Below are 26718 nucleotides of genomic sequence, written 5' to 3' on the forward strand. Positions count from 1 at the left end.
CGCAATCCGGGATCATGGCCCCAGGATTACGCTGCGCTTAGCTAGGCTACATTGCGGTCTTTTGCAGACCGGGTGGGTTAGCTGTAGACGTCACCCATACTCGAATCAGCTATTTCTCTGATAGATGATCTTCTTGCTGCCGCCGTCGCAGCTGCCCACCACCATGTTGGGGTCTTGGGCGTCTTCGTTGGGCACAATTTCCAAGGTGTAGCTGGCAACTCCGGCGGCCTGGATTTTCACTTCAATCTCCGCGCGCAGTTCTTCGCAGGGCTTGGGTGCGGCCAATACGCTGCTGCTGAGTAGGCCCAGCGCGATACCCATCATAAGTTTGTTCATTGCATTGCTCCTTTTGCGTGAACACGGGTTACGAATCTTTGACTGGCTATCGGCGGCGCAAGTTCTAGGTGCCCGCAGAAAGTTTGATCAGGGCCTCACGTCGCTCGGGTTGCGTCAGTCTGCTCAGTGTCGCGGCGCGTTGATAGAAGCTCGGCCAGTCGCGGCCGACGTGCTCAAACAGCGCGGCGAATGCCGGCACCCATTGATCATAGAGGCCAAAGGGCAACAGCTTGGCGTTGTTCATCGGCGCGTTGATCCAGTTGTCGTAACGCCCGTTGCCGGCCCACTCTCGCTTGCTTAGGGCATGGTATTCGGTGCGCAAACGTTCAAACTCGGCCTGTTTGGCCGCGCGCATCGGCGCGCGGGCAAGGTCGCTGTCATATAGCTGCTGTAAGCGCTCACGGCTGGCCATTACCAGTGCGGTAAAGTGCGCGCGTTGCCGCTCGCCCTGCGCGTCAGCGGGCGGTAAGCGCTGCGCCGTTCGCCATTGGCCTAAACCCTCGCGCTCGACAAAGCTGGCGAAGGATTCATTGAAGGCGCTGTCATCGGCGATATACAGCTGCTGGTGTGCCAGTTCATGGAAGATCACCGCGGCCAAGCGCTCATCACTCCAGCGCAGCATGCTGTTGATGATCGGGTCATCAAACCAGCCCAGCGTGGAATAGGCCTCCACGCCACCTATATAGGTATCCAGCCTCTGCTGTTTCAGTAAGGCTGCGGCCCCGCGTGCCCGACCTTGGCTGAAGAAACCCCGATAGGCCACACAACCAGCGATGGGGAAGCAGTGCAGCTCAGGTGCAAGGGAGAATTCGCTGGTGGCAAATACATTCCACAGCACAAAAGGCCGCTGGATATCAGCGTATACGCGATAACTGTGGTTGTTGGGCAGTGCCAGTTCGGCGCTGGCAAAGTCGCGCGCCTGTTGGGCCAGCGCTAAGCGCTGTTTCAGGGCGGGATCGGCTGTTGGTCTGTTCAGCAGCTCAGCAACCGGCTCGCGGGCATTAAGTAATTGCAGCTGCCCATTGGCCAAGTGGCTGTAATAATCCACGCTGTTGCATCCGCTTAACAGCAACGAGGCGGCCACGGCAGCTAACAGCGCCACATGGCGGCGGCGCAACGTGTCGAACATATCGGCTTACCTATGCAATAACAGGTGGCCACGCTACCAGCGCAGGATCGGCGTAGGCTAGCAGGCAGTGCAATTACGGAGGTGCCTTATGCGTTATTTAGCTTTGTTTTGCGGGGTGCTGGCGCTCAGTGCGTGTGCTTCGCCCCTGCCGTCACCTGACCCGAGCCAAGCCTGGGTTGAGCTGCGTAGCAATGCCGGCACCTTGCTCATGGCTGATCGCCTCAATGGCCAGCGGCTGAACGATGGCCGCTACTTTCAGGTGCCCGCCGGGGCCCATGAATTGCAGGCGCGCTTTCAGTTTGAGGTGGGCGGCGGCGTTGGCCTGGATGGCATTTCCGAGCCGCGTCAGGTGACGTGTGAAATCCGTGTGCGGCATGACAATTTTGTCGCTGGTCAGCACTACCGACTGGAGGCCAGGCCCATGCAGATGAAGGCGCAGGCCTGGCTCTATGATGCGCAGCGTAATGTGCTGGCGCGTGGCAAGGTGCTGCGCTGCGGTACTTTTTAACTAGGCCAGCGATCAGCTATCGAGTACCACTTCCAGGGTGATCGTGGCGTTCAGTACTTTGGAGACGGGGCAGCCGTTCTTCGCAGTCTCCACAGCTTTTTCGAAGGCGGCGCGGTCGGCACCGGGTATCTTTGCGCGTAAAAAAAGGTGCACGGCGGTGATCGCAAAACCGCCATCCTGTTTGTCGAGGGTGACCTCTGCGCGGGTGTCGATGCTTTCGGCAGTCATTCCGGCGTCGCCCAGTTCCTTGGACAGGGCCATGGAAAAGCAGCCCGCGTGGGCCGCACCGAGCAACTCTTCGGGGTTGCTGCCGGGCTGGTCTTCAAAGCGCGTATTAAAACCATAAGGTACTTTGTTCAGTGCGCCGCTCTGAGTCGAAATCGTGCCTTTGCCGTCCTTGATGCCACCTTGCCAGTGGGCTGATGCGGTCTTCTTCATCGTGCGTCTCCTGTGCGTGGGGTTACAGGGTTGAGAGGCCTATTCCCCACACAAGTTCGCTAATTGATCTGCAGCCTGTGTTTAACGCAGCTGCGCGACCAGCTCGAATGCATGCAGCCGGTCGGCAAAGTCATACAGGTCGCAGGTGAAGATCAGCTCATCGGCGCCGGTCTGCTCCAGTAATACCTCTAGGCGCGCACGAACCTTCTCCGGGCCGCCGATCATCGCCAGACCCAAGAAGCTGTCCACTGCCTCTTTTTCATGAGGCAGCCACAGACCCTGCATGCTCGCCACTGGCGGCCTTTGCACCAAGCTTTGGCCGCGTATCAACGCCAGAATGCGCTGGTAGGCCGAGGTGGCTAGGTAGTCGGCCTGCTCGTCGGTGTCGGCGGCAATCAGCGGGACGCCGAGCATCACGTAGGGTTTGTCGAGCACCGCCGAGGGTTTGAAGTGGTTGCGGTAAACGCGAATCGCCTCGTGCATATAGCGCGGTGCGAAGTGCGAGGCGAAGGCATAGGGCAGGCCTTTTTCACCCGCCAATTGGGCGCTGAACAGGCTGGAGCCGAGGAGCCAGATCGGCACGTTGGTGTCTGCACCCGGCATGGCGACTACCCGTTGGTCCGGCGTGCGCGGGCCCAGGTAGCGTTGCAGCTCTTCAACATCGGCGGGGAAGTCATCGGCACTGCCACTGCGGTCGCGGCGCAGTGCTTGCGCGGTGAAATGATCGGCGCCCGGCGCACGGCCCAGGCCCAACTCGATGCGGCCCGGATAGAGGGTAGCCAGGGTGCCGAACTGTTCGGCAATTACCAGCGGCGCATGGTTAGGCAGCATCACCCCGCCAGAGCCCAGACGAATGCGCGTGGTACCAGCGGCTAAATAGCCAAGCAACACGGCCGTGGCCGAACTGGCGACGCCGTCCATGTTGTGGTGTTCGGCCACCCAAAAACGCTCAAACCCCAACCGCTCGACATGCTGCGCCAGCGCTAAGGAGTTGTGCAGGGCCTGGGCGGCGTTGCCGTCGTCACGAATGGGGGCGAGATCGAGGGTGGAGAATTTGCTTTGTGCGAGTGCGCTCATCGGCTTGCCTGGGGGTATCCGTTTGCACGGCGCAGAAGTGCACCAGTAACTACTTAGTTAATGGAGGTTGTTCTGCGGAATCCAAGGGGCAGGGGGTGTTTGTTGAGTGCACGCGTGGCCACCCGGTAAGCGGTGGCCAGTTGATGGGCGTGCTGGTTAGCTATTGCTCATGCGGAAGCCGATTTTCAGGGTGACCTGATAATGGCCCACTTTGCCATCGACGATATGCCCACGGGTCTCCACCACCTCAAACCAGTTCAGGTTACGCACTGATTTGGCGCATTCGGCCAAGGCATTTTCAATGGCGTTCTCGATGCTGATTTTAGAGGAGCCGACGATTTCGATTTTCTTGTAAGTGTGATGATCGGTCATGGGTGTTCTCCGTGATGAATGTCTGTTTACGCTAGACGAGAAACGCAGCCTGCGTGGGTTGATCTGGTTTTCCGCAGAAGAAACTCGCTGCGTGGGCATGGCCTGAGCGCCTGCCAATAATTGGCTAAGTGCTGCGCAGTTCTTCCTGTAGCCAGTGGGCCAGGCGCTCGACTCGCGGATCGCGGTTGCGCAGCGGGCACCACAAAGCCAGCCTCGCGGTGGTTTCAACAAAGCCCCACGGCGCCACTAAGCGCCCCGCCGTCAGGTCATCGGCAACCAGCTGTTGCGGTGCAATGGCCACGCCCAGTCCAGCGGCAGCAGCTTCCAGCAAGTAATAAAGATGCTCAAACCCTTGGCCGAGTTTCAGTGTGGCGGCGTCTAGGTTATTGCTGCCGGCCCAGCTCGGCCATGCCTGTGGGCGGGAACTGGTGTGCAGCAACGGCTCGCTGAGTAGGGCGGCGGCCGGCGCCTGATGCAATGCGGCGAAGTTTGCGTAGCGCGGGCTGAGCACCGGGCCGATGCGCTCGGCGGCCAGTTCAAATACCTGCATATCCGCCGGCCAAGGCGGTTCTGCGAACCACAGGGTGGCATCCACACCGGCGCGGCGCGGGTCCAGTTCGCCCTCGCTGGCGGACAGTTGCAGGCGCAGTTCCGGCAGCTCGCGGTTAAGCCGGTCTAGGCGCGGAATAAACCAGCGTGCCAGCAGGCTGCCGGGGCAGGCCAAGACAAAGGGTGCGTCCGCTTGGCCCTGCTGCAGCTCGGCGCACGTGCTGCGCAGGCGGCTGAACAGATCGCCGCTGACATCGCGCAGGCGAATGCCGGCATCTGTGAGTTTAAGGCCGCGACCCTCTTTGCTGAACAACGCGACACCGAGGTGCGCTTCAAGGGCACGAACCTGACGGCTGACCGCGCCATGGGTGACAAATAATTCATCAGCAGCCTGGCTGATGCTGTTTAGTCGCGCCGCTGCTTCGAATGCGCGCAGCGCATTAAGCGGAGGAAGATCCTGGCTCATCTGTGAGTTTTCCTAACAGGTTACGGCGATCTTATCGCTTTTACCGCACGCGCCACAGCTTTATCCTATGTTCATTGCCGCAGTAATCGGGCTGTTTAATCGTTACTTGCCCGCCTACCCGGCCTCAATTTCTCAAGGAGAACGCCATGACTTCCTTCCGCGCTGGCCCTGATGCTAACGGTTTATTTGGCTCATTCGGTGGCCAATATGTTGCCGAAACCCTGATGCCGCTGATTCACGATTTGGCTGACGAGTATGAGCGCGCCAAGCTGGACCCCGAGTTCGAGAAGGAACTGGCGTACTTCCAGCGTGATTTTGTCGGGCGCCCGAGCCCGCTGTATTTCGCTGAGCGCCTGACCGAAATGTGCGGCGGCGCGAAGATCTACTTCAAGCGCGAAGAGCTCAATCACACCGGCGCGCACAAGATCAACAACTGCATCGGCCAGGTACTGCTGGCCAGGCGCATGGGCAAAAAACGCATCATTGCTGAGACGGGTGCGGGCATGCACGGCGTGGCCACCGCCACCGTGGCAGCACGCTTTGGCATGGAATGCGTGATCTTCATGGGCAGCACTGACATCCACCGCCAGAACGCTAACGTGCTGCGCATGAAGCTGATGGGCGCCACCGTGATCCCGGTCACAGCAGGCACCGGCACGCTCAAGGATGCCATGAATGAGGCATTGCGCGACTGGGTCACCAACGTCGACAACACGTTTTACATGATCGGCACCGTCGCTGGCCCGCACCCTTACCCAGCGATGGTGCGTGATTTCCAATCAGTCATCGGCAAGGAAACCCGTGAGCAAATGCTCGCCCAAGAAGGTCGCCTGCCCGACAGCCTGATCGCCTGCATCGGCGGCGGCTCGAATGCCATTGGCCTGTACCACCCCTTCCTTGACGACAAAGAGGTGAAGATCATTGGCGTCGAGGCTGCCGGCCACGGTATTGCCACCGGCAAGCACGCCGCCAGTCTGAATGGCGGCGTGCCCGGTGTGCTACACGGCAACCGCACCTTCTTGCTGCAAAATGACGACGGCCAAATCATCGACGCGCATTCCATTTCCGCGGGTTTGGATTACCCCGGTATCGGCCCTGAACACGCCTGGTTGCATGAAGTCGGCCGCGTGGAATACACCTCAGTGACGGATGACGAAGCCTTGGAAGCCTTCCACATCTGCTGCCGCAAGGAAGGCATCATCCCGGCGCTGGAAACGGCTCACGCCCTGGCTGAAGTGTTCAAGCGCGCGCCCAAACTGCCCAAGGAGCACCTGATGGTGATCAACCTGTCCGGGCGTGGCGACAAAGATATGCAAACCATCGTGCACCACATGGAACAACAGGAGAAGCACGCATGAGCCGCCTGCAAAGCCGCTTTGCCGAGCTGAAAGAACAAAACCGCGCCGCCTTGGTGACCTTTGTTACGGGTGGCGATCCAAACTACGACGCCTCCCTGGCCATCCTTAAAGGCTTACCCGCTGCCGGTGCCGATGTGATCGAGTTGGGTATGCCGTTTACTGACCCGATGGCCGATGGTCCGGCCATCCAGTTGGCCAATATCCGCGCACTGGACGGCGGTCAGGACTTGGCAAAAACCCTGCAAATGGTCCGTGAGTTCCGTGAAGGCGAGCAGGTCACGCCGCTGGTGCTGATGGGCTACTTCAACCCGATCCACATGTATGGCGTCGAATGCTTTATTGCTGAAGCGAAAGAGGCCGGCGTTGATGGCTTGATCGTGGTTGACCTGCCGCCCGAGCACAACGCTGACCTGTGCGACCCGGCGCAAGCCGCAGGCATGGACTTTATCCGCCTGACCACGCCCACCACTGATGACAAGCGTCTGCCCAAGGTGCTCAACGGCAGCTCGGGCTTTGTTTACTACGTCTCGGTAGCGGGTGTAACCGGTGCTGGTGCTGCCACGCTGGAGCACGTTGAACAAGCGGTAACCCGTCTGCGTCGGCATACGGACCTGCCGTTGTGCATCGGCTTCGGCATCCGCACCCCTGAGCATGCCGCGACTATCGCCCGCTTGGCTGAAGGCGTGGTGGTCGGCTCGGCGCTGATCGACCAGATCGCCAACGCCGCTAACAATGAACAGGCAGTAGCAGGCGTACTCAACCTCTGCAGCGCCTTGGCCGAAGGCGTGCGCGGCGCGCGGGTTTAACCGCAACTGATGCACGACGGACAGGAACCCGACTGTCGTGCATCCAGGGTGCGTTTAGCGCGGCTGTTGTTCATCCAGCCTTGACCCCTTGCCTTGAGTGCTTGCATGCCACGTTCACAGAGCGCCCGCAAACCCCGCGCCAGTAGCCAGAGTCGCATTGTCGGTATTCTTGCTGCAGCGCGTGAGTTGTTGGCCGAGCAGGGCGTGGTCGGGTTATCAATCTACAACGTGGCCGAGCGGGCAGGGATCCCACCCTCATCGGTCTACCATTTTTTTGCCAGTGTGCCGGCCTTATTGGAAGCACTGACCGCCGATATTCACCGTGCATTTCGTGCCTGCCTGCAGGTGCCAATCGCGCATGCCAGCTTGCGCGATTGGCGCGATTTATCGCGGCTCGTTGAGCAGCGTATGTTGGCGATCTACGCCAGCGATGCCGCTGCGCGCCAACTGATTTTGGCGCAACACGGCCTGGCAGAAGTGACCCAGGCGGATCGCCTGCACGACATCGAATTGGGTCAGGCATTGCGAGCGTTATTCGACCGTCACTTCCCGTTGCCTCAGCTGCCTGATGATGTGGACGTGTTCGCCTTGGCCATGGAGTTGGGTGACCGCGTGTATGCACGCTCGGTGTACGTGCACGGCAGCATCACTCCGCGCATGGCCGAGGAAGGCATGCGGGTGTTTGATGCCTACCTCGGTTTGTACCTGCCCGCCCATTTGCCCAAACGCCACCTCCCAAATACACCCAGCTAACGTCCGTAGCCCGAACAAGCGCAGCGCAGTCCGGGGCAGTTCATTGGATTAAACGCAATTTCGGAAAGCCGATACAGGCTTTTGAGTGCCGCATGGTTCCCGGATTGCGCCAAGGCTTATCCGGGCTACGCGCCAGCGCGTATCAGCTGGCAGTTATCCAGCCAATATGCCGAGAGGACGGTGCGTGTCAGAGGGCTTTTTCAAACACCTGCGAATTGCGCTGATAGTTGTACAGCGAGGCCCGCGCTGCCGGCAGCCGGTCCACACTGCTCGGTTCAAAACCGCGCTCACGGAACCAATGGGCCGTGCGGGTGGTAAGCACAAATAAGGTTTTCAGGCCTTGAGCGCGGGCGCGTTGTTCGATGCGCTCAAGCAGCTCATCACCGCGCCCGCCATGCCGATAAGCCGGGTTGACCGCTAGGCACGCCAGCTCGCCAAAATCCGAGTCGGCAATCTGATACAGCGCGGCGCAGGCGATGATCAGACCCTCGCGTTCGACGATGCTGAACTGCTCAATCTCGCGCTCCAGCACCTCACGCGAGCGGCGTACCAGTACGCCTTGGTCTTCCAGCGGGGTGATCAGCTCCATCAGCCCACCGACATCCTCAATGGTCGCCTCACGCAGCGACTCGAACTGCTCCTGCGCCACCAAGGTGCCGTTACCGGCGCGGGTGAACAGCTCGCTGAGCAACGCGCCATCTTCGGTATAACTGACGATATGGCTGCGGCGTACCCCGGCCTTGCAGGCTTCGGCGGCGGCGTCGAGCAGCTCTGCCTGGTAGCTGCTGCCCAGGCGCTGTAAGTGCGCCGGAACCTGCTGCGGGCGCAACTCGCGCACCAGCTTGCCGGCTTCATCCAGCAGGCCGCATTCAGCGCCAAACAGCAGCAACTTGTCGGCGTCCAGGTCAATGGCGGCGCGGGTGGCAACGTCTTCGCAGGCTAGGTTAAAAATCTCCCCGGTCGGTGAATAGCCCAGCGGCGACAGCAGCACAATGCTGCGCTCATCCAGCTGGCGATTGATGCCCTTGCGGTCGATGCGCCGCACTTCGCCGGTGTGGTGAAAATCGACACCATCGACCACGCCAATCGGCCGCGCGGTAACGAAGTTGCCGCTGGTGATGCGCAGCCGCGAGCCTTGCATTGGCGAGCGCGCCATGTCCATCGACAAGCGCGCTTCGATGGCAATACGCAGATAGCCGACGGCATCAATCACGCAGTCCAGGGTCGGTCCGTCAGTGATGCGCAGGTTGTGTTGGTAGCGCGACGTAAGGCCGCGCTCAGCCAGGCGGGTTTCGATCTGCGGGCGCGAGCCATGCACCAGCACCAAACGCACGCCGAGGCTGTGCAGTAGCACCAAGTCGTGAACGATATTGCCGAAATTGGGGTGTGCAACGCCCTCGCCCGGCAGCATCACCACAAAGGTGCGGTCACGGTGGGAATTGATATAAGGCGAGGCGTGGCGGAGCCAATTGACGTGGTCGTGCATTGCTTGAAGAGCCTGTGTCGAGTACAGAACGCATGGGGTGGCGCAGTCACGGGCTACGGGTGCCCGTTATAGAGAAATCGTCGCTGTGCGACGCTCTGTCGTGACGCCAGACGAGGCAGCCGGGAGCGGTTTTATCGTCGCAGTTGGGGCAGCTTCACGCGTTCTCTCCTCCAGGGTGCATCGTCGGTTGGCTGGGTTGCAGGCAGTAATGGTCGATCAGGCCGCGCAGGATGTCTATGGTCGGCTGCAAGCGCGCCATCTCCAAGTATTCACCCGGCTGGTGGGCGCAGTCGATATCGCCGGGGCCGAGCACCAAGGTTTCGCAGCCAAGCTGCTGAAGATAAGGCGCTTCGGTAGCAAATGCCACCGAAGCGGCGCTGTGCCCCGTCAGGCGCTCGGCCACACGCACCAGTTCGGCATCCGCAGTTTGCTCGAAGGGTGGCACGCTGGGGAACAGTGGCGCGTAGTCGATCTTGACTTGATGCAGCTCAGCCAGCGGTTGCAGCTTCAGGCGGATCGCAGCACGCAGCGCTTCTGGCTGCATGCCGGGCAGCGGACGCAGGTCGAATTCCAGTGAGCATTGGCCGCAGATCCGGTTGGGGTTATCGCCGCCATGGATGCAACCGAAGTTCAGGGTTGGCTGCGGCATGCTGAATTGTGGGTTGTTGAACTCGCGCTGCCACTGGGTACGCAAGTTGCGCAGCTCCAACATGACGTCCTGCATAGCCTCCAACGCGCTATGGCCCAGGCTTGGGTCGGAGGAGTGACCGCTGCGCCCGAGAATATCGATGCGCTCCATCATAATGCCCTTGTGCAGGCGAATCGGCTTAAGCCCGGTGGGCTCGCCAATTACTGCGGCACGCCCCAGCGGCCGTCCGGCTGCAGCCAGTGCGCGGGCGCCGGACATTGAGCTTTCTTCATCGCAGGTGGCGAGAATTAGCAGCGGTTGTTTAAAGGGCTGGGCGAGTAAGGGTTGTACGGCTTCGATAATCAGAGCGAAGAAGCCCTTCATGTCACAACTGCCGAGGCCGATCCAGCGGCCATCGACTTCAGTGAGCTTGAGCGGGTCGGTCTTCCATAGCGCCGCATCGAACGGCACGGTGTCACTGTGGCCGGCCAACACTAAGCCGCCGGGGCCGCTGCCATAGCTGGCAAGTAGGTTGAATTTGCCGGGGGCCACTTGTTGCACGTCGCAGGCAAAGCCAAGGTCGGCCAGCCAGCTTGATAGCAGGTCGATAACAGCGCGGTTGGACTGGTCCCAATGCGCCTGCGTGCAGCTCACCGACGGAGCGGCGACCAGGGCGGCGAATTGGTCTTTGAAGGAAGGCAGGGGCATCGGTTATCTCCGCAAGCAAGGCCCATCATAGGGCCATTGCCTGCAGAGATAAAACCGTCGAGCCGCGCGCAGGCTGTTAGAGGAAGATGCCGCGCAGGATAAAGAAGAACAAAATCGACAGCGCCGCACCTATTGGCAACGTAATCAGCCAAGACATGAAGATCTTGCCGATCACGCCCAAGTTCAATGCGCCGATACCGCGCGCCAGGCCGACACCCAGTACCGCACCCACCAAGGTGTGGGTGGTTGAGATTGGCAAGCCGATAGCCGAGGCGCCAACCACGGTGCTGGCAGTGGCCAGCTCGGCAGCAAAGCCACGGCTTGGGGTCAGCTCGGTGATTTGCTTGCCGATGGTGGCAATCACCTTGTAGCCATAGGTGGCCAAGCCGATAACGATGCCCACCGCGCCCAGCAGCAACACCCAGCCCGGCACGGCAGATTTAGCACCGACGGCAAGCTCACCACCGGACTGAATCACCCCAACAATGGCTGCCAGCGGACCGACCGCGTTAGCCACATCGTTGGAGCCATGGGCAAAGGCCATGGCGCAGGCAGTGAAGATCATCAATACCGCAAAGACCTTTTCCACGCTGGCGTAATGGAAGTCTCTGTCGGCTTCCTCATCAATCTTAATACGGCTCAGCAGCCCGATGCCCAGCAGCATGACGGCGATGCCAATGGTCACGGCCAGTAAAAAGCCTTGGGTGTTGGAAAGGTCCAAGCCGATATGCTTAAGGCCCTTGGTGACGGTCATGATGGTCACCATAAAGCCGGTGGCAAACATGTACATCGGGACGAAGCGTTTGGCATTGAGGAAGGGGTCATCGGTGTCGATGATCAGCCTTTGCACGCTGATAAACAGGCCGAAGGCAATCATCCCAGACAGCACCGGCGAGACCACCCAGCTGGCAACAATCGGGCCCACGCCTTCCCAGTGCACGGCGTCCATGGATACACCCACGGCGGCAAAGCCAATCACCGCGCCCACGATGGAATGCGTGGTGGACACCGGCCACCCTCTGGACGACGCCACCAACAACCACGTACCCGCAGCCAGCAGCGCTGACATCATGCCCAGCACCATTAAGTCCGGGCTGATCATTGATGCGTCGACAATGCCGTTTTTGATAGTTTCAGTCACTGCACCACCGGCCAAATAGGCACCGGCGAACTCGAAGACTATGGCAATCATGATTGCCTGTTTAATAGTCAGGGCTTTAGAGCCCACCGAGGTGCCCATGGCATTGGCCACATCATTGGCACCGACACCCCAGGCCATGAAAAAACCAAAAAGACAGGCAAGCAGCAGCAGCAAAGTGCCGTAGTCCGCAATTAGAGCCATAAATAATTAATCCGTAGATTCCAGAAAGGACACTGGCGCTTAGCGCGCCAGCAGTTGTTCCAGTCGGTTGCCGACACGTTCGGCACGATCGGCTACATCGCCGATCCATTCGATGATTTGGTAGAGAAACATCACATCGACAGGCGGGAGGTCCTTTTCCAGCGTAAACAGTGCGCGACGAACTTCGACCTGCATCTTGTCGGTGTCGCGTTCGATCTGTTCCAGTTCCATGACCATGGATTCAACCAGCGCCGCTTCACGGCCACCAAAGCCGGTTTCCAGCAGTTCATCCAGCTCGTTCATGGCTTTAAGCGCTTGTGCGCTGGCATCCACGGTACGTTGCACAAACGCCCGCATAAGCGTCTGCAGCGCCGGTGGGACGGCCATCTGGCGGCCGAGCATAAGGCCGGCGATGTCCTTGGCGCGGTTGGCGACTTTGTCCTGTACACTCAGCAGCTCAAGCAGATCCGAGCGCGGTACTGGCAGGAATAAGCTCTTAGGCAGGTGCAAACGCACGCTTTTCTTGAGCTTATCGGCCTCTCCCTCGAGGTTGGCCATTTCCTGTTGTACCTGTTCCACCTTGGCCCAATCTTCGACCATCACGGCTTCGAAAAAAGGCACTAGGTTCGCGGCGCACTCATGAGCTTTGGCAAAATGTTTTTGCATCGGCCCAATGGGCGAGCGGCCAAACAGGCTAGCAAATGGATTGACTGGCATAGGGTGAACCCCGGCGTTAAGAAGGCGGCAAGTATACGGATCAGTCCGCAGGCTCGCCAGCGCATGTAATCGGACTGTCACATTTTTTATGCAGGCGTTGAACCCCACCATCATGAACAAAGAAACCGAAATCAAACTGCGAGTTAGCCGTACAACCTTGGCTGCTTTGCGTGATCACCCGTTGCTGAAGAAACGCAACAAGAGTGGTTGGGAACAACGCGAACTGTTCAATCAGTATTTTGATACGCCTGAGCGCGACCTGGCTAAGGCCAAGATTGCCCTGCGTATTCGCCGTGATGGCGATGTGTTTATCCAGACCCTGAAAACCCGCGGGCAAAGTGTTGCCGGCTTGTCCGAGCGCAATGAATACGATTGGAATCTGCCCAGCGCTGAGCTGGACTTAAGCAAGCTGGATGACAGCTGCTGGCCGGCAGCGCTGGCTGAGTTGGATAAGCAGCTACTGATGCCGATTTTCACCACGGACTTTATTCGCGAAAAGGCAGATATCGCCTGGGGCCGAGGTAAGACCAAGGTGATGATCGAAGCCGCCCTTGACCTCGGTGCAGTGATTGCCGGTGACGGCCAAGAAGAAATCTGCGAGCTGGAACTGGAACTGCGCCAAGGTGAGCCTGACGCCTTGTTGGAACTGGCGGCTGAGCTGGCGGCTGACTTGGCGCTGATGCCGTGTGACATCAGTAAAGCTGAGCGCGGTTATCGCTTGTTCGATGCCAGCAGCTACAGCCTGAATCTACCGGCACCTGCAGTAAGTGCTGAAACCAGTTTGGATGACAGCGTGGGTGCATTGGCTTGGCACTTGCTGGGCAGCAGTCAGCGGCTGGCTGAGCAATACCGGTTTAATGGTCACTGGCGCTTGCTGGTTGAGTGGTTGGAGCAGCTCAGCGGTTTACGGGCGTTACTCGGCAGCCTGGGGCAGGCTGCGCCACGCACCAGCAGCAATGCCCTGCGTGAATTACTGGATGCGCTGCTGCTGGAGTGGCGGCCTCGGTTGTTGGCAGGTCAGTTGGATGAGCAGGTGCGTAAAACTGCGCCCGCACAGTTCGCTGCTGAGCTTGAAGCCACCCGTTGGGGTTTGTTCTCCCTAAGCACCTCGCGTTGGTTGCTGGCGCGCAGCTGGACGGTGGGGCGTAATAATCGGGGTAACCGTCAAGGCGCAGCGCCGCTGGGTAACTGGTTGCCCACCCTGATTGCCGACGAGGGTGCTGCCCTGCAACTGCGTCGTTATCAGCAGCAGCCGGAAGACTTAGCCGAGCAACTGCCGCGTATTGAGCGCTTGCTGGTGTGGCTGCACCTGGCCCGCGAGGTGCTGGAGGTGGCGGAGGTTGATCGCCTGTACGGTGAGTTGAATAAGCTGGTGGAATTGGCTAACCAAGCCATCGACCCCGAGGTACTGGCAGCGCGCAAGGCGCAGCTATTAGCCATCGGCTCGCTGAAGGCGTGGCGTCAGCTGGTCAAGTAATAGTTCGGGTTTTGTCGGGGTTCATCCGCTGATCGCCCGCCAGCGGACTCTTACAGGGTGATAGCCCGGGCTAAACCCGGGCGTTCACACGCGTGGCCGCCTGCGCTGCGCTTACGAGCGCATCGGCTCCCACAGCATGAATCAATTGCCATCGCGAAAGCGCGTCCATATCCCATCGACAACCGCGCTGTGTTTTTCCGGCAGAGTTTCCAGCGGGTGCAGCCGGCGTTTGGTGTCGCGATCGGGGTAGAGATCTGGCTGGTTGCGTAGGGTTTCGTCGAGAAACTCGCGCGAATCCGCGTTGCCACTCGGGTAAAGGGTTTCGGCGGTGATCAATGCGGCAACTTTAGGCTGCATCAGGTAGTTGATAAACCGATGAGCCAGGTCGGGGCGCTTGGCGCTGCTGGGGATGACCAAACTGTCGATAAATAGCACCGAGCCTTCATCAGGCACCAGAAAGCGCACCGGCTGACCTGCAGCGGCGGCGGCCAACGCATCGCCAACCCAGGCCATGGCCACGCACAACTTGCCTTGGTTGAGGTCATCGATGTAACGCTCACTGTCGATGTAACGCAGGTTAGGCCGTAAACCATCCAGCACCTTGCTGGAGCGTTCGATCCTGCTCGGTGCGCTGCGCGCCAGGCTGCGGCCCTGATAATTGAGCAGCAAGGTAAAGGTCTCATCGGCTGCATCCAATATGCTGATGCCGCAACTGGCTAGACGTGAGCTTTGTTCTGCATCGAACAGCAGGCTCCAGCTATTGGGTAGCGGTCCACCAAATGCAGCTTCCGCCTGCGGCGTGTTGATCGCCAGACCCACGGCCCCCCACAAATACGGCAGGGCGTGACGGTTGGCGGGGTCGAGGGCGACCAAGGTGCTGAGCAACTGTTTGTCGAGGTGTTTGCGGTTGGGCAAGAGGCTGAAGTCTAACGGTTGCAGCGTGCCGTTCTTGATCATGGCCGGCAGCGCATCATGCGAAGGCACGGCGACATCAATGGCCTCACCGCTGGACAACACCGTTTCCAATTCCTCGGCGGTACTGAAGGTCAGGTACTCCACCCGAATGCCGGTTTCAGCCTCGAAATCCTTGAGCACTTGCGGGGCGATATAGTCATTCCAGTTGTAGACGCGGATCACCTCTTCGGCACTGGCCAGCAGCGGCAGCAGGGTAAGCAGCAGTGAGGCAAACAAGCGTGGCATGAAGATCTCCTGAGTAGGTTGATGTCGTGTCAACAGGAATTCGCGGCGCAACTTAGCCGTCATCGCGCCGAGGCACGAATAAAGCAGGGTTACGCGGCGAGCGAAATTAAATGGCCAAGTGCCATAAAAAACGCCGGCTCGAAGGCCGGCGTTGGGTGTTGCATCAAACGGTGTGCAGGTACCAGTTGTATTCGAGGTCAGAGATGGAGTTCTCGAACTCGGCTAACTCGCTTTCCTTACAGGCGACGAAGATATCGATGTATTTCGGGTCGATATAACGCGCCAGGATTTCACTGTCATCCAACTCGCGCAGGGCATCACGCAGGTTGTTTGGCAGGCTTTGCTCGTTTTGCTCGTAAGAGTTGCCTTCAATAGGCGCGCCCGGCTCGATCTTGTTGGTCAGGCCGTGGTGGATACCGGCCAATACGGCGGACAGCAGCAGGTATGGGTTGGCGTCTGCACCGGCTACGCGGTGTTCGATGCGCACCGCATCAGCCGTGTCATTCGGCACCCGCAGGGCCACGGTACGGTTGTCGATGCCCCAGCTCGGCGAGTTCGGCACGTAATACTGCGCACCGAAACGACGGTACGAATTGACGTTAGGGCAGAGGAAGGCCATCGATGCAGGCATGGTTTCCAATACGCCACCAATGGCATGGCGCAGCGCATCGTTCTGCTCAGGCTCCTCGCAGGCGAAAATATTATTGCCCTGCTTATCGAGAATCGAGATGTGCACATGCAGCCCGTTGCCCGCTTGATTCGGGTAGGGCTTGGCCATGAAGGTGGTGTCCATCTCATGGTCGTACGCGATGTTCTTCACCAGTCGCTTAAGCAGCAGTGCGTAATCACAGGCTTTGATCGGGTCCGCGACGTGGTGCAGGTTCACTTCGAACTGTGCAGGCGCGCTTTCCTTGACGATGGCGTCAGCCGGGATGCCTTGCTCTTTGGCACCTTCAAGAATGTCTTGAAGGCATTCAGCGTATTCATCAAGGTCGTCGATCAGGTACACCTGAGTCGAGTGCGGACGCTTACCGGACAGCGGCGACAGTGGCGGCTGAGGACGACCGTTCACATTAGCTTGGTCGATCAGGTAAAACTCCAACTCAAACGCGGCGCAAATGGTAAGGCCTAGTTCGTCGAACTTCTCAACCACCTGACGCAACACTTCCCGAGGGTCAGCAAAAAACGGCTGGCCTTCCATTTCATGCATGGTCATTAACAGTTGCGCGGTAGGGCGCTTCTGCCATGGCTCGTAGCACAGGGTGTTGGGGATGGGAAAGCAGACCCGGTCGGCATCGCCGATATCTAAACCCAAGCCAGTGCTTTCCACTGTCGAGCCGTTGATATCCAGGGCGAATAAAGAGGCCGGGAGATTGATGCCGCGCTCGTAAACCTTGTGCAGGCTCGCGCGCTCGATACGCTTACCGCGCACCACACCATTCATATCTGCAATTAGAAGGTCGACGAACAAGACCTCAGGGTGTTTCTTAAGGAACGCGTTCGCTTCGTTAAGCTGAACGACACGCGGGGGTACAGACATGATGCAACACCTTTTATGTTAAAAATATCAATCATGCAATTGCACGAGTGTGAGTCAATCTTAAACACCTGACGCTGTCAATAGAGGCGCATTTTGCCCCTAATTGGGGCGCGATGGCCATTTTTAGGGCATTACAGGGCACTGCAGCCCGGCTTGAGCCCTTGTCTTTCGGGGTGCTCAGTCGGGTGTGTTCAATTTTTTACATGGCTATTGTGAAAAAAAACGAACAACGCTAAGCTCGGTTCGAACCCATAACATCAATAAAACGGGTGTCTCATGTCGCGCCAGCCGATAATCGGCGTCAGTGCCTGCACCAAGCAGATCGGGCACAACATCTACCACACTGCCGGTGATAAATACCTGCAGGCCATTGCGCAGGTTGCTGGCGGTATGCCGGTGATCATCCCCGCGCTTGGCGAGCAGCTTGATCAAGCTTACCTGTTGCAACACCTTGACGGTCTGGTCTTTACCGGCTCGCCATCCAATGTTGAGCCTCATCATTATGCGGGTGATGCCAGCGAGCCTGGCACCGCTCACGACCCCGCGCGTGACACCACCACACTTCCTCTTATTAAAGCAGCAATTGCCGCTGGCATTCCGGTGCTAGGTATTTGCCGCGGCTTTCAAGAAATGAATGTGGCATTTGGCGGCACCCTGCACCAACGCGTGCACGAAGTGGCCGGGCTGATGGACCACCGCGAGCCGGCCGACCTGCTCGCAGACCAGCAATACGGCTTGCGCCATGCGCTGCATGTGCAGCCGGGTGGGCTGCTGGCCAGCATCGGCTTGCCGGCCGACATTCAAGTCAACTCCATTCACGGCCAAGGCGTGCAGCGTCTGGCGCCGGGTCTTCGCGTAGAAGCGTTAGCGCCGGATGGGTTGATTGAAGCCTTCTCCGTCGTTGCCGCCAAAAGCTTCGCCTTAGGGGTGCAATGGCACCCCGAATGGCAGGTACGCTCTAACCCCAATTATCTCGCCATCTTCCAGGCCTTTGGTGAGGCTTGCAGGAAGACGGCGGGGCAACGCTGAACCGACTCTTTATAAGTCGGCTCTCACCAACCCTGAGGTCTCTATGAGCACCAAACTAGACCAGCTTTCGAGCTGGCTGAAAGAACGCAAAATCACCGAAGTTGAATGCCTGATCTGCGACCTTACCGGCATTGCCCGCGGTAAGATTTCGCCGACCAACAAGTTCCTCGACGAAAAAGGCATGCGCCTCCCTGAGAGTGTGTTGCTGCAAACCGTAACCGGCGACTATGTCGAGGATGACATCTATTACGACCTGCTCGACGAGGCAGACATTGACATGTTCTGCCGCCCGGATGAGAACGCGGTGTTCCTGGTGCCGTGGGCCATCGAGCCGACCGCCATGGTGATCCATGACTCGTTCGACAAGCAGGGCAACCCGATTGAGCTGTCGCCACGCAACATTCTTAAGAATGTGCTCAAGCTCTATGCGGACAAAGGCTGGAAGCCGATTGTCGCGCCGGAAATGGAGTTTTACCTGACCAAGCGCAACAGCGATCCGGACTTCCCGCTGGTCGCGCCGATTGGCCGCTCCGGCCGCCCGGAGACGGGCCGTCAGTCTTTCTCCATCGATGCCGCCAACGAATTCGACCCGCTGTTCGAAGACATGTACGACTGGTGCGAACTGCAAGGCTTGGACCTCGATACGTTGATCCACGAAGAAGGGCCGGCGCAGATGGAAATCAACTTCCGTCACGGCGAAGCCCTGCACCTGGCCGACCAGATTCTGGTGTTCAAGCGCACCATGCGTGAAGCCGCGCTTAAGCACGATGTGGCCGCCACCTTTATGGCCAAGCCAATCACCGATCAGCCGGGCAGTGCCATGCACATCCACCAAAGCGTGGTGGATATCAAAACCGGTAAGAACCTGTTCTCCAACCCAGACGGCAGCATGAGCGAGCTGTTTATGCTGCACATCGGCGGCCTGCAAAAGTACATCCCTGAACTACTGCCGCTGTTTGCACCGAACGTCAACTCGTTCCGCCGCTTCCTGCCGGACACCTCTGCGCCGGTGAACGTCGAGTGGGGCGAAGAAAATCGCACCGTGGGCCTGCGCGTACCAGAAGCTACGCCCGAGAACCGCCGCGTGGAAAACCGCCTCGCGGGTGCTGACGCCAACCCTTACTTGGCGCTGGCCGCCACGTTGCTGTGCGGCTACATGGGCATGGTGGGCGACGTTAAACCCAGCGCGCCCGTTAAAGGCCGGGGTTATGAGCGGCGCAACCTGCGCCTGCCCGTCACCATTGAAAGTGCTTTGGAACGGATGGAGGCCTGTAAGGACGCCGAGAAGTACCTGGGTGAGAAGTTCATCCGTGGCTACGTAGCGGTTAAGCGCGCCGAGCATGAAAACTTTAAGCGCGTCATCAGTTCGTGGGAGCGTGAGTTCCTGTTGTTGTCCGTTTAATAAAGTGTTGGCTGGCGCCGGTGACCCCAGCGCCAGTTAGCCTCCATATTTTAATCCGGCTGCAATTTGCGGCCGGAGTAAACAAGGCGTTGTGATGAAGCCCATGACCAACCCCAAAACCCGCGAGTGGCAGGCCATGAGCCGCGCCCACCACCTTGCGCCGTTCAGTGATTTCAAACAGCTGGCGGAAAATGGCCCACGCATTATCACCAAGGCCGACGGCGTGTACTTATGGGACAGCGAGGGCAACAAAATCCTCGATGCCATGGCCGGACTCTGGTGCGTGGCCATTGGTTATGGTCGCAAAGAACTGGCAGACGCCGCCGCCAAGCAGATGCAAGAACTGCCCTACTACAACATGTTCTTCCAGACCGCCACGCCACCGGCACTGGAGTTGGCCAAAGCAATTTCCGAGTTGACCCCGCCCGGCATGAACCACGTGTTCTTTACCGGCTCGGGCTCGGAAGGCAACGACACCATGCTACGGATGGTGCGCCATTATTGGGCGATCAAAGGGCAGCCGAATAAGAAAGTTATCATCAGCCGCATCAACGGTTATCACGGTTCTACCGTGGCCGGTGCCAGCCTGGGCGGTATGACGTTTATGCACGAGCAGGGCGACCTGCCGATCCCAGGCATCGTGCACATCCCTCAGCCTTACTGGTTCGGTGAGGGCGGCGATATGAGCCCGGATGAATTTGGTATTTGGGCGGCCGATCAACTGGAGCAGAAAATCCTCGAAGTCGGCGAAGACAATGTCGCGGCCTTTATTGCCGAGCCTATTCAAGGTGCAGGCGGGGTGATCATCCCTCCCGATACTTACTGGCCGCGCGTCCGCGAAATACTGGCCAAGTACGACATTTTGTTTGTCGCCGATGAAGTGATCTGCGGCTTCGGCCGCACCGGCGAGTGGTTTGGCAGCGATTATTACGGCAACGCGCCGCACATGATGACCATCGCCAAGGGCCTGACCAGCGGTTACATCCCCATGGGTGGGCTGGTTGTGCATGACGACATCGTCGAGGTGCTTAACCAAGGTGGCGACTTCAACCACGGGTTTACTTATTCCGGGCACCCGGTAGCGGCAGCTGTGGCCTTGGAAAACCTGCGTATTTTGCGCGAAGAGAAAATTGTCGAGCGAGTCAAAGCAGAAACGGCACCGTATTTGCAAAAGCGTTTACGCGAGTTGGCCGATCACCCGCTGGTGGGAGAGGTGCGCGGTGTTGGTATGTTGGCGGCCATTGAACTGGTGCAGGACAAGGCCAGCCGCAAACGTTTTGCAAAGGATGTCGACGTGGGCATGCGATGCCGCCGGCACTGCTTTAATAACGGTCTGATCATGCGCGCCGTTGGCGACACTATGATCATTTCGCCGCCGCTGGTGATCAGCCATGCGGAGATTGATGAGTTGCTTGAAAAGGCCCGTAAATGCCTCGACTTAACCGCTGAAGAAATACTTTAGTAAGATTAAATAGTCTTAACTTTCAAATGTTTGCGTCCAATAAGTTGTCAACAGGGCGGTGACCTTGCCAGACTGCACAGTGCGCAGGCCGGGCCCACCACAAGGTGCAAGCAGACAGCTGCGTGCCTTGCGCAAACGACTACAACAACAGGAGCTTTACGCATGAAAATTTTCGGCAAAACCCTTCTCGCGTTGTCCCTTGCTGGGGCCGTAATAAGCACGGCGCAGGCAAGTGATAAAGTTCTGCATGTGTACAACTGGTCGGACTACATCGCCCCGGACACCGTGGAAAACTTCACCAAGGAAACCGGCATCAAGGTTGTTTACGACGTGTTCGACAGTAACGAGACCTTGGAAGCTAAGCTGCTGGCTGGCAGCTCTGGGTACGACATTGTGGTGCCGTCCAACAACTTCTTGGCCAAGCAGATTAAAGCCAAGGTTTACCAGCCGCTGGAGCGGTCCAAACTGCCGAACTGGAAGAACCTCGACACCTCGCTGCTGAAGGCTGTAAGCGTCAGCGACCCGGATAACCAGTATGCCTTCCCCTACATGTGGGGCACCATTGGCATTGGTTACAACGTCGACAAGGTTAAGGCCGCACTGGGTGAAGACGCCCCGGTCAACTCTTGGGACTTGGTATTTAATCCGGAAACCGTTGCCAAGCTCAAAGGCTGTGGTGTGACCTTCCTTGATTCGCCGACCGAGATCCTCCCGGCGGCGCTCAACTACCTAGGCTTCAAGCCGGACAGCACCGACAAAGCCGAGTTAAAGCAAGCCGAAGCGCTGTTCCTCAAAGTCCGTCCGTCGATCTCCTACTTCCACAGCTCTAAGTACATTGGCGACTTGGCCAACGGCAACATCTGCGTAGCCATCGGCTACTCGGGTGATCTGTACCAGTCCAAGTCCCGTGCGGAAGAAGCCAAAAATGGCGTGAACATCTCCTACAGCATCCCCAAAGAAGGCGCGGGCAGCTTTTTCGATATGTTAGCGATCCCGGCGGACGCGAAGAACGTCGAAGAAGCGCACATATTCCTCAACTACCTGATGAAGCCAGAGGTCATGGCCAGCATCACTAACTTTGTGCAGTTCCCGAATGGCAACGCTGCTGCGACGCCGCTGGTGGACGACGTGTTGCGCAATGACCCAGGTGTCTACCCGGATGCCGAAACCATGGCCAAGATCTACACCTTCCCCGACTTGCCCTCCAACGTACAGCGCACCATGACGCGCAGCTGGACCACGATTAAATCGGGTCGTTGATGCCACAGCCATAGCCCTATCGGTATGCGGCGGCTCACCCCGCCGCATTTACCCACAACAATAAGGAAGCTCCTATGCGTCGTACTCATCTTCTCGCCGGTCTGTTGGCTGCCGCCGTCAGCGCCTCTGTCGTGCAAGCCGCTGAGCCTGTAGTAAAAATCTACAACTGGTCTGATTACATTGGTGAAACCACCCTCGACGATTTCCAGAAGGCAACGGGGATCAAAGCCCTGTATGACGTCTTCGACAGCAACGAAACCCTGGAAGGCAAACTGCTGGCGGGCCGTTCCGGCTATGACATCGTCGTGCCGTCCAACCATTTCCTCGGCAAGCAGATTAAGGCGGGCGCGTTCCAGAAGCTCGACCGCGACCAGCTACCGAACTGGGACAACCTCGACCCACAGCTGCTCAAGCAACTGCAAGTGAATGACCCCGGCAATCAGTATTCAGTGCCCTATCTGTGGGGTACCAGCGGTATCGGTTACAACGTCGCCAAAATCAAAGAAGTGCTCGGCGTCGAGGAGATCGATTCTTGGGCCATGGTTTTCGAGCCTGAGAACATGAAGAAGCTTGCCACTTGTGGCGTGAGTTTCCTCGACTCGGCTGATGAAATGATTCCGACCGTGCTCAACTACATGGGCCTCGACCCCAACACCCAGAATTCTGCCGACTACGCCAAGGCTGAAGCCAAGTTGCTGGCGGTGCGCCCCTATGTGCGCTACTTCCATAGCTCTAAATACATCGGTGATCTGGCCAACGGCAACATCTGCGTGGCAGTTGGTTTCTCCGGCGATATCTTGCAAGCCGGTGACCGTGCTGAGGAAGCGGGTAAAGGCATCGAGATTGCTTACAGCATCCCCAAAGAAGGCGCCAACTTGTGGTTTGACATGATGGCCATTCCAGCGGATGCCAGTAATCCCAAAGAGGCGCATGCCTTTATTAACTACCTGCTGGAGCCTGCCGTTATTGCCGGCGTCAGCGATTACGTCGGCTACGCCAACCCCAATACCAAGGCCGGCGAGCTGATGGATCAAGACGTGCGTAACGATGAGTCGGTGTATCCACCGCAAGACGTCCTCGACAAGCTTTACATCTCGGCGGAATTGCCGGTGAAAGTACAACGCTTGATGACCCGTAGCTGGACCAAGGTCAAGTCCGGCCAATAATTTCAAAATGCCCGGCCAGTAAGGTCGGGCGCTACTTATGCGGGAGTGTTGGTAATGGCAGTTGCTTCCAGTGCCTATAAGAAAGTGCTTGAAGGCGATCAGAAACCGAAAGAGGTGCTGGTCAAAATTGAGCGTGTGTCGAAAAAGTTCGATGAAACACTCGCGGTTGACGATGTATCACTGACCATTAATAAGGGTGAGATTTTTGCTCTGCTCGGTGGCTCGGGTTCAGGTAAATCGACCCTGCTGCGCATGTTGGCCGGCTTCGAGCGCCCCACCGAAGGACGGATTTTCCTCGACGGTGAAGACATCACCGACCTGCCGCCCTACGAGCGGCCGATCAATATGATGTTCCAGTCCTACGCACTGTTCCCGCACATGAGCGTGGCTGACAACATCGCCTTCGGCCTCAAGCAGGACAAAATGTCCAAAGAGGACATCAACGCCCGCGTTGAAGAAATGCTCAAACTGGTGCAGATGAGCCAGTACGCCAAGCGTAAGCCACACCAGCTGTCCGGTGGCCAGCGTCAGCGCGTAGCCCTGGCTCGCTCACTGGCCAAAAGCCCGAAACTATTGTTGCTCGACGAGCCTATGGGTGCTTTGGACAAGAAGCTGCGTTCGCAGATGCAGCTTGAGCTTGTCGAGATCATCGAGCGCGTCGGCGTAACCTGCGTCATGGTTACTCACGATCAGGAAGAGGCCATGACCATGGCCCAGCGAATAGCCATCATGCACCTCGGCTGGATCGCCCAGATCGGCAGCCCAGTGGACATCTACGAAACCCCGACCAGCCGTTTGGTTTGCGAGTTTATCGGCAACGTTAACCTGTTCGAGGGCACGGTCGTTGAGGACATGGAAGACTATGCCCTGATCGACAGCCCCGACCTTGAACGCAACATCTACGTTGGCCACGGCGTCAGCACCTCGGTGCAGGACAAGAGCATCACCTACGCCATCCGCCCAGAGAAATTGCTGGTCACCACTGAGCAGCCAAGCTTCGAGCACAACTGGTCGCGCGGCACCGTGCATGACATCGCCTACTTAGGCGGCCATTCGGTGTTCCACGTCATGCTGCCCAGCGGCAAAGTGGTGCAATCCTTCGTTGCCAACGCCGAGCGGCGTGGCGCACGGCCTACCTGGGACGATGAAGTATTCGTCTGGTGGGAGGACGATAGCGGGGTGGCATTGCGCTCATGAATATCAGCCGAAGCATCAGCCGCCGTATGCCCAAGGGCCGGCACCTGGTAATCGGGGTGCCCTTCCTCTGGCTGTTCATGTTCTTCCTGCTGCCTTTCATCATCGTGATGAAAATCAGCTTTGCCGAAGCCGACGTCGCCATCCCGCCCTACACCGACGTCTACACGTGGGTAGAAAACAAGTTCACGCTGGTTCTAAACCTCGGTAACTACATCTTCCTCAGTGAGGATGCGCTGTACCTCGCCGCCTATTTAGGCTCGTTGAAGATAGCGAGTATCAGCACCTTGCTCTGCTTGATCATCGGCTTCCCTATGGCCTATGCCATTGCCCGTGCCGAAAAAGACAAGCAGATGGTGCTGTTGCTGCTGATCATGATGCCGACCTGGACGGCCATCCTGATCCGCGTGTATGCCTGGATGGGCATCCTCAGCAACAACGGGTTACTCAACGGCTTCCTTATGTGGCTGGGCGTGATCAACGACCCGTTACAGATCCTCAATACCAACCTGGCGGTGTACATCGGCATTGTTTACTCGTACCTGCCGTTTATGGTGCTGCCGCTGTATGCCAACTTGGTCAAGCACGACCAAAGCTTGCTCGAAGCCGCTGCAGATTTGGGGTCGAGCACCTACAACAGCTTTTGGAAAATCACCGTACCGCTGGCCAAAGGCGGCATCATCACCGGCTGCATGTTGGTGTTTATTCCAGTGGTCGGCGAGTTTGTTATTCCTGAACTGCTTGGGGGGCCGGAAACCCTGATGATCGGTAAAGTGTTGTGGCAAGAGTTCTTCAACAACCGCGACTGGCCGGTAGCGTCCGCCCTGGCCGTGGTCATGCTGGCGATCTTGATCATCCCGATCATTCTGTTCAACCGTCACCAAGCTAAAGAAATGGAGGGCCGAGCATGAAACGTTTTAGTTTCTCCAGCTTTATGCTCTGGGCCGGCATGGTCTTTATCTACCTGCCGATGCTGATCCTGGTCATCTACTCGTTCAACGCCTCGCGCCTGGTAACGGTGTGGGGCGGTTGGTCGGTGAAGTGGTACGTCGGCCTGCTCGACAACACGCAACTGATGAACTCAGTGATGCGCTCAGTGGAAATCGCCTGCTACACCGCGATTGCCGCCGTAGCGCTTGGTACCATGGCCGCCTTCGTACTGACCCGCGTGACCCGTTTCAAAGGTCGCACACTGTTCGGTGGCTTGGTCACTGCACCGCTGGTCATGCCCGAGGTGATCACCGGTTTGTCGCTGCTGCTGTTGTTTGTCGCGATGGCTGACTTGATCGGCTGGCCGGCTGAGCGCGGCATCATGACCATCTGGATCGCCCACACCACCTTCTGTTCAGCTTATGTGGCCGTGGTGGTGTCGTCGCGGTTGCGCGAGTTGGACCTGTCCATCGAAGAAGCGGCCATGGACCTGGGCGCTAAGCCATGGAAAGTGTTCTTTCTGATCACCATCCCGATGATCGCGCCTTCGCTGGCGGCCGGCGCGATGATGTCCTTCGCGCTGTCGCTGGACGATTTGGTACTCGCCAGCTTCGTCTCTGGGCCGGGCTCCACCACCTTACCGATGGAAGTTTTCTCTGCCGTGCGTTTGGGCGTGAAACCGGAAATCAACGCGGTGGCCAGCTTGATCCTCTTGTCGGTGTCCTTCGTCACCTTCTTGGTGTGGTTCTTCGCCCACCGTGCCGAAGAAAAACGCAAAAAAGCCCTGCAGGAAGCCATGGATGAAACCACCGGCGTCAACCTGCAAGACGGTCCCGACAACCGCCGTGACCCGTCACAAGTGCATGCCTGATCGCACCGCGCGCTAACGCAAAAGGGCCACACATGTGGCCCTTTTTGCATTAACGATTAAGCCATCGCGTCACGTTATCCACATGAGACGGAGCCTCAAACCCCACGGGTCGCTAACGCTGCTTGTACTGCGTCGGGCAATAGCCGCGGCTAACCGCAGGGTCGCGCAGCTGTAAATGCTTGGTCTGCCGACCGCTGACACGCTTGCGCCACAGGCGAAAGCTGCCGGGCTTAAGGCTGCTGCGCATCAGCGCGATAACCTGGGTTTCATCCAGGCCAAACTGCGCTTCAATCGCCTCAAATGGCGTGCGGTCTTCCCAAGCCATCTCAATAACCCGCGACAACTCACTTTCTGTAAACACCGCCCTGACCTCATCGCATGCTAATTAAACGGGCGCCAAAACCACCTCGTAACAAATGGCTACCCAGACCCTGAGAACTGTTGAGCAACCGGCGCCCCGATAAGCTTAACCTTGATCAGGTTGCGATACCGCTCACGTTAAGGTTATACCGCC

Annotated in this window: 26 protein-coding genes; 13 read left to right on the forward strand and 13 right to left on the reverse strand. The window is 58.3% G+C overall.

All coding sequences use genetic code 11. The features are described 5' to 3' along the window. Positions 1 to 105: 105 nt before the first annotated feature. Together WF513_RS00465 and WF513_RS00470 are read right to left on the reverse strand one after the other, a co-directional pair. Positions 106 to 336, reverse strand: coding sequence for a DUF1161 domain-containing protein (locus WF513_RS00465; RefSeq protein ID WP_339080780.1), 231 nt, complete (start codon positions 334 to 336; stop codon positions 106 to 108). A 64-nt stretch (positions 337 to 400) separates the two neighbouring features. Then, the gene (locus WF513_RS00470) at positions 401 to 1465 is read right to left on the reverse strand and encodes an aminopeptidase (protein ID WP_339080781.1); all 1065 of its coding nucleotides are present in this window, start codon (positions 1463 to 1465) and stop codon (positions 401 to 403) included. Between the two features lie 88 nt (positions 1466 to 1553). Here WF513_RS00470 and WF513_RS00475 point away from each other — a divergent pair, with 88 nt between their 5' ends. Continuing rightward, a complete protein-coding gene (locus tag WF513_RS00475; protein WP_339080782.1) occupies positions 1554 to 1973 on the forward strand; it encodes a hypothetical protein in 420 nt (139 codons plus the stop codon). Between the two features lie 12 nt (positions 1974 to 1985). Here the strand turns inward: WF513_RS00475 and WF513_RS00480 are convergent, their stop codons facing one another. From WF513_RS00480 to WF513_RS00495, 4 genes are all read right to left on the reverse strand, one after another. Next, the gene (locus WF513_RS00480) at positions 1986 to 2411 is read right to left on the reverse strand and encodes an OsmC family protein (RefSeq protein WP_339080783.1); all 426 of its coding nucleotides are present in this window, start codon (positions 2409 to 2411) and stop codon (positions 1986 to 1988) included. Between the two features lie 81 nt (positions 2412 to 2492). Continuing rightward, on the reverse strand, positions 2493 to 3488 hold the full coding sequence (locus tag WF513_RS00485; protein WP_339080784.1) for an LLM class flavin-dependent oxidoreductase: 996 nt from the start codon (positions 3486 to 3488) through the stop codon (positions 2493 to 2495). A gap of 156 nt (positions 3489 to 3644) precedes the next feature. Then, positions 3645 to 3860, reverse strand: a complete 216-nt coding sequence (locus tag WF513_RS00490; protein ID WP_339080785.1) for a dodecin — start codon at positions 3858 to 3860, stop codon at positions 3645 to 3647. Between the two features lie 124 nt (positions 3861 to 3984). Continuing rightward, positions 3985 to 4875 carry a LysR family transcriptional regulator gene (locus tag WF513_RS00495; protein WP_339080786.1) on the reverse strand — a complete coding sequence of 297 codons (891 nt, stop codon included), beginning with the start codon at positions 4873 to 4875 and terminating at the stop codon, positions 3985 to 3987. 146 nt (positions 4876 to 5021) lie between these two features. Between WF513_RS00495 and trpB the strand changes: the two genes are divergently transcribed. The 3 genes from trpB (at position 5022) to WF513_RS00510 (ending at position 7792) form a co-directional block, all read left to right on the forward strand. Then, a complete protein-coding gene (trpB, locus tag WF513_RS00500; RefSeq protein ID WP_339080787.1) occupies positions 5022 to 6233 on the forward strand; it encodes a tryptophan synthase subunit beta in 1212 nt (403 codons plus the stop codon). After that, positions 6230 to 7039, forward strand: coding sequence for a tryptophan synthase subunit alpha (gene trpA / locus WF513_RS00505; RefSeq protein ID WP_339080788.1), 810 nt, complete (start codon positions 6230 to 6232; stop codon positions 7037 to 7039). The genes trpB and trpA overlap by 4 nt, the downstream gene beginning before the upstream one ends. A gap of 105 nt (positions 7040 to 7144) precedes the next feature. Beyond that, a complete protein-coding gene (locus tag WF513_RS00510) occupies positions 7145 to 7792 on the forward strand; it encodes a TetR/AcrR family transcriptional regulator (protein ID WP_339080789.1) in 648 nt (215 codons plus the stop codon). Between the two features lie 187 nt (positions 7793 to 7979). On the opposite strand, the gene argA is transcribed toward WF513_RS00510, so the two are convergent. From argA to WF513_RS00530, 4 genes are all read right to left on the reverse strand, one after another. Further along, positions 7980 to 9278: an amino-acid N-acetyltransferase gene (argA, locus tag WF513_RS00515; protein ID WP_339080790.1), complete on the reverse strand. Its 1299-nt coding sequence runs from the start codon at positions 9276 to 9278 to the stop codon at positions 7980 to 7982. Between the two features lie 154 nt (positions 9279 to 9432). Then, positions 9433 to 10614, reverse strand: coding sequence for an acetylornithine deacetylase (gene argE, locus WF513_RS00520; protein WP_339080791.1), 1182 nt, complete (start codon positions 10612 to 10614; stop codon positions 9433 to 9435). A gap of 76 nt (positions 10615 to 10690) precedes the next feature. Then, complete coding sequence (locus WF513_RS00525; protein WP_339080792.1) at positions 10691 to 11956, reverse strand: inorganic phosphate transporter; 1266 nt, start codon at positions 11954 to 11956, stop codon at positions 10691 to 10693. Between the two features lie 39 nt (positions 11957 to 11995). Continuing rightward, on the reverse strand, positions 11996 to 12673 hold the full coding sequence (locus tag WF513_RS00530; protein ID WP_339080793.1) for a TIGR00153 family protein: 678 nt from the start codon (positions 12671 to 12673) through the stop codon (positions 11996 to 11998). A 112-nt stretch (positions 12674 to 12785) separates the two neighbouring features. On the opposite strand from WF513_RS00530, the gene WF513_RS00535 reads away from it, so the two are divergent. Continuing rightward, a complete protein-coding gene (locus WF513_RS00535) occupies positions 12786 to 14150 on the forward strand; it encodes a CYTH domain-containing protein (RefSeq protein WP_339080794.1) in 1365 nt (454 codons plus the stop codon). A 141-nt stretch (positions 14151 to 14291) separates the two neighbouring features. Here the strand turns inward: WF513_RS00535 and WF513_RS00540 are convergent, their stop codons facing one another. Both WF513_RS00540 and WF513_RS00545 read right to left on the reverse strand, forming a co-directional pair. After that, the gene (locus WF513_RS00540; RefSeq protein WP_339080795.1) at positions 14292 to 15350 is read right to left on the reverse strand and encodes a polyamine ABC transporter substrate-binding protein; all 1059 of its coding nucleotides are present in this window, start codon (positions 15348 to 15350) and stop codon (positions 14292 to 14294) included. A gap of 163 nt (positions 15351 to 15513) precedes the next feature. Beyond that, positions 15514 to 16890, reverse strand: a complete 1377-nt coding sequence (locus tag WF513_RS00545) for a glutamine synthetase family protein (RefSeq protein WP_339080796.1) — start codon at positions 16888 to 16890, stop codon at positions 15514 to 15516. Positions 16891 to 17166: 276 nt separating this feature from the next. Between WF513_RS00545 and WF513_RS00550 the strand changes: the two genes are divergently transcribed. The 8 genes from WF513_RS00550 (at position 17167) to WF513_RS00585 (ending at position 26204) form a co-directional block, all read left to right on the forward strand. Continuing rightward, positions 17167 to 17919 carry a gamma-glutamyl-gamma-aminobutyrate hydrolase family protein gene (locus WF513_RS00550; RefSeq protein ID WP_339080797.1) on the forward strand — a complete coding sequence of 251 codons (753 nt, stop codon included), beginning with the start codon at positions 17167 to 17169 and terminating at the stop codon, positions 17917 to 17919. A gap of 43 nt (positions 17920 to 17962) precedes the next feature. Next, entirely contained in the window at positions 17963 to 19321 is a 1359-nt protein-coding gene (locus WF513_RS00555; RefSeq protein ID WP_339080798.1) for a glutamine synthetase family protein, read from the forward strand. Between the two features lie 91 nt (positions 19322 to 19412). Then, the gene (locus tag WF513_RS00560) at positions 19413 to 20783 is read left to right on the forward strand and encodes an aspartate aminotransferase family protein (protein ID WP_339080799.1); all 1371 of its coding nucleotides are present in this window, start codon (positions 19413 to 19415) and stop codon (positions 20781 to 20783) included. Between the two features lie 162 nt (positions 20784 to 20945). Then, positions 20946 to 22043, forward strand: coding sequence for an extracellular solute-binding protein (locus WF513_RS00565; RefSeq protein ID WP_339080800.1), 1098 nt, complete (start codon positions 20946 to 20948; stop codon positions 22041 to 22043). A gap of 74 nt (positions 22044 to 22117) precedes the next feature. Beyond that, positions 22118 to 23209 carry a polyamine ABC transporter substrate-binding protein gene (locus WF513_RS00570; RefSeq protein ID WP_339080801.1) on the forward strand — a complete coding sequence of 364 codons (1092 nt, stop codon included), beginning with the start codon at positions 22118 to 22120 and terminating at the stop codon, positions 23207 to 23209. Positions 23210 to 23263: 54 nt separating this feature from the next. After that, entirely contained in the window at positions 23264 to 24406 is a 1143-nt protein-coding gene (gene potA, locus WF513_RS00575; protein ID WP_339080802.1) for a polyamine ABC transporter ATP-binding protein, read from the forward strand. Positions 24407 to 24432: 26 nt separating this feature from the next. Next, positions 24433 to 25314 (forward strand): ABC transporter permease subunit, encoded by an 882-nt coding sequence (locus WF513_RS00580; RefSeq protein ID WP_339083665.1) that lies wholly within the window; start codon positions 24433 to 24435, stop codon positions 25312 to 25314. Beyond that, positions 25311 to 26204, forward strand: a complete 894-nt coding sequence (locus WF513_RS00585) for an ABC transporter permease subunit (RefSeq protein ID WP_339080803.1) — start codon at positions 25311 to 25313, stop codon at positions 26202 to 26204. The genes WF513_RS00580 and WF513_RS00585 overlap by 4 nt, the downstream gene beginning before the upstream one ends. A gap of 112 nt (positions 26205 to 26316) precedes the next feature. On the opposite strand, the gene WF513_RS00590 is transcribed toward WF513_RS00585, so the two are convergent. Continuing rightward, on the reverse strand, positions 26317 to 26565 hold the full coding sequence (locus WF513_RS00590) for a TIGR03643 family protein (RefSeq protein ID WP_339080804.1): 249 nt from the start codon (positions 26563 to 26565) through the stop codon (positions 26317 to 26319). Between the last annotated feature and the right edge of the window lie 153 nt (positions 26566 to 26718).

The organism is Pseudomonas sp. TMP9, from assembly GCF_037943105.1.
Lineage (GTDB): Bacteria > Pseudomonadota > Gammaproteobacteria > Pseudomonadales > Pseudomonadaceae > Aquipseudomonas.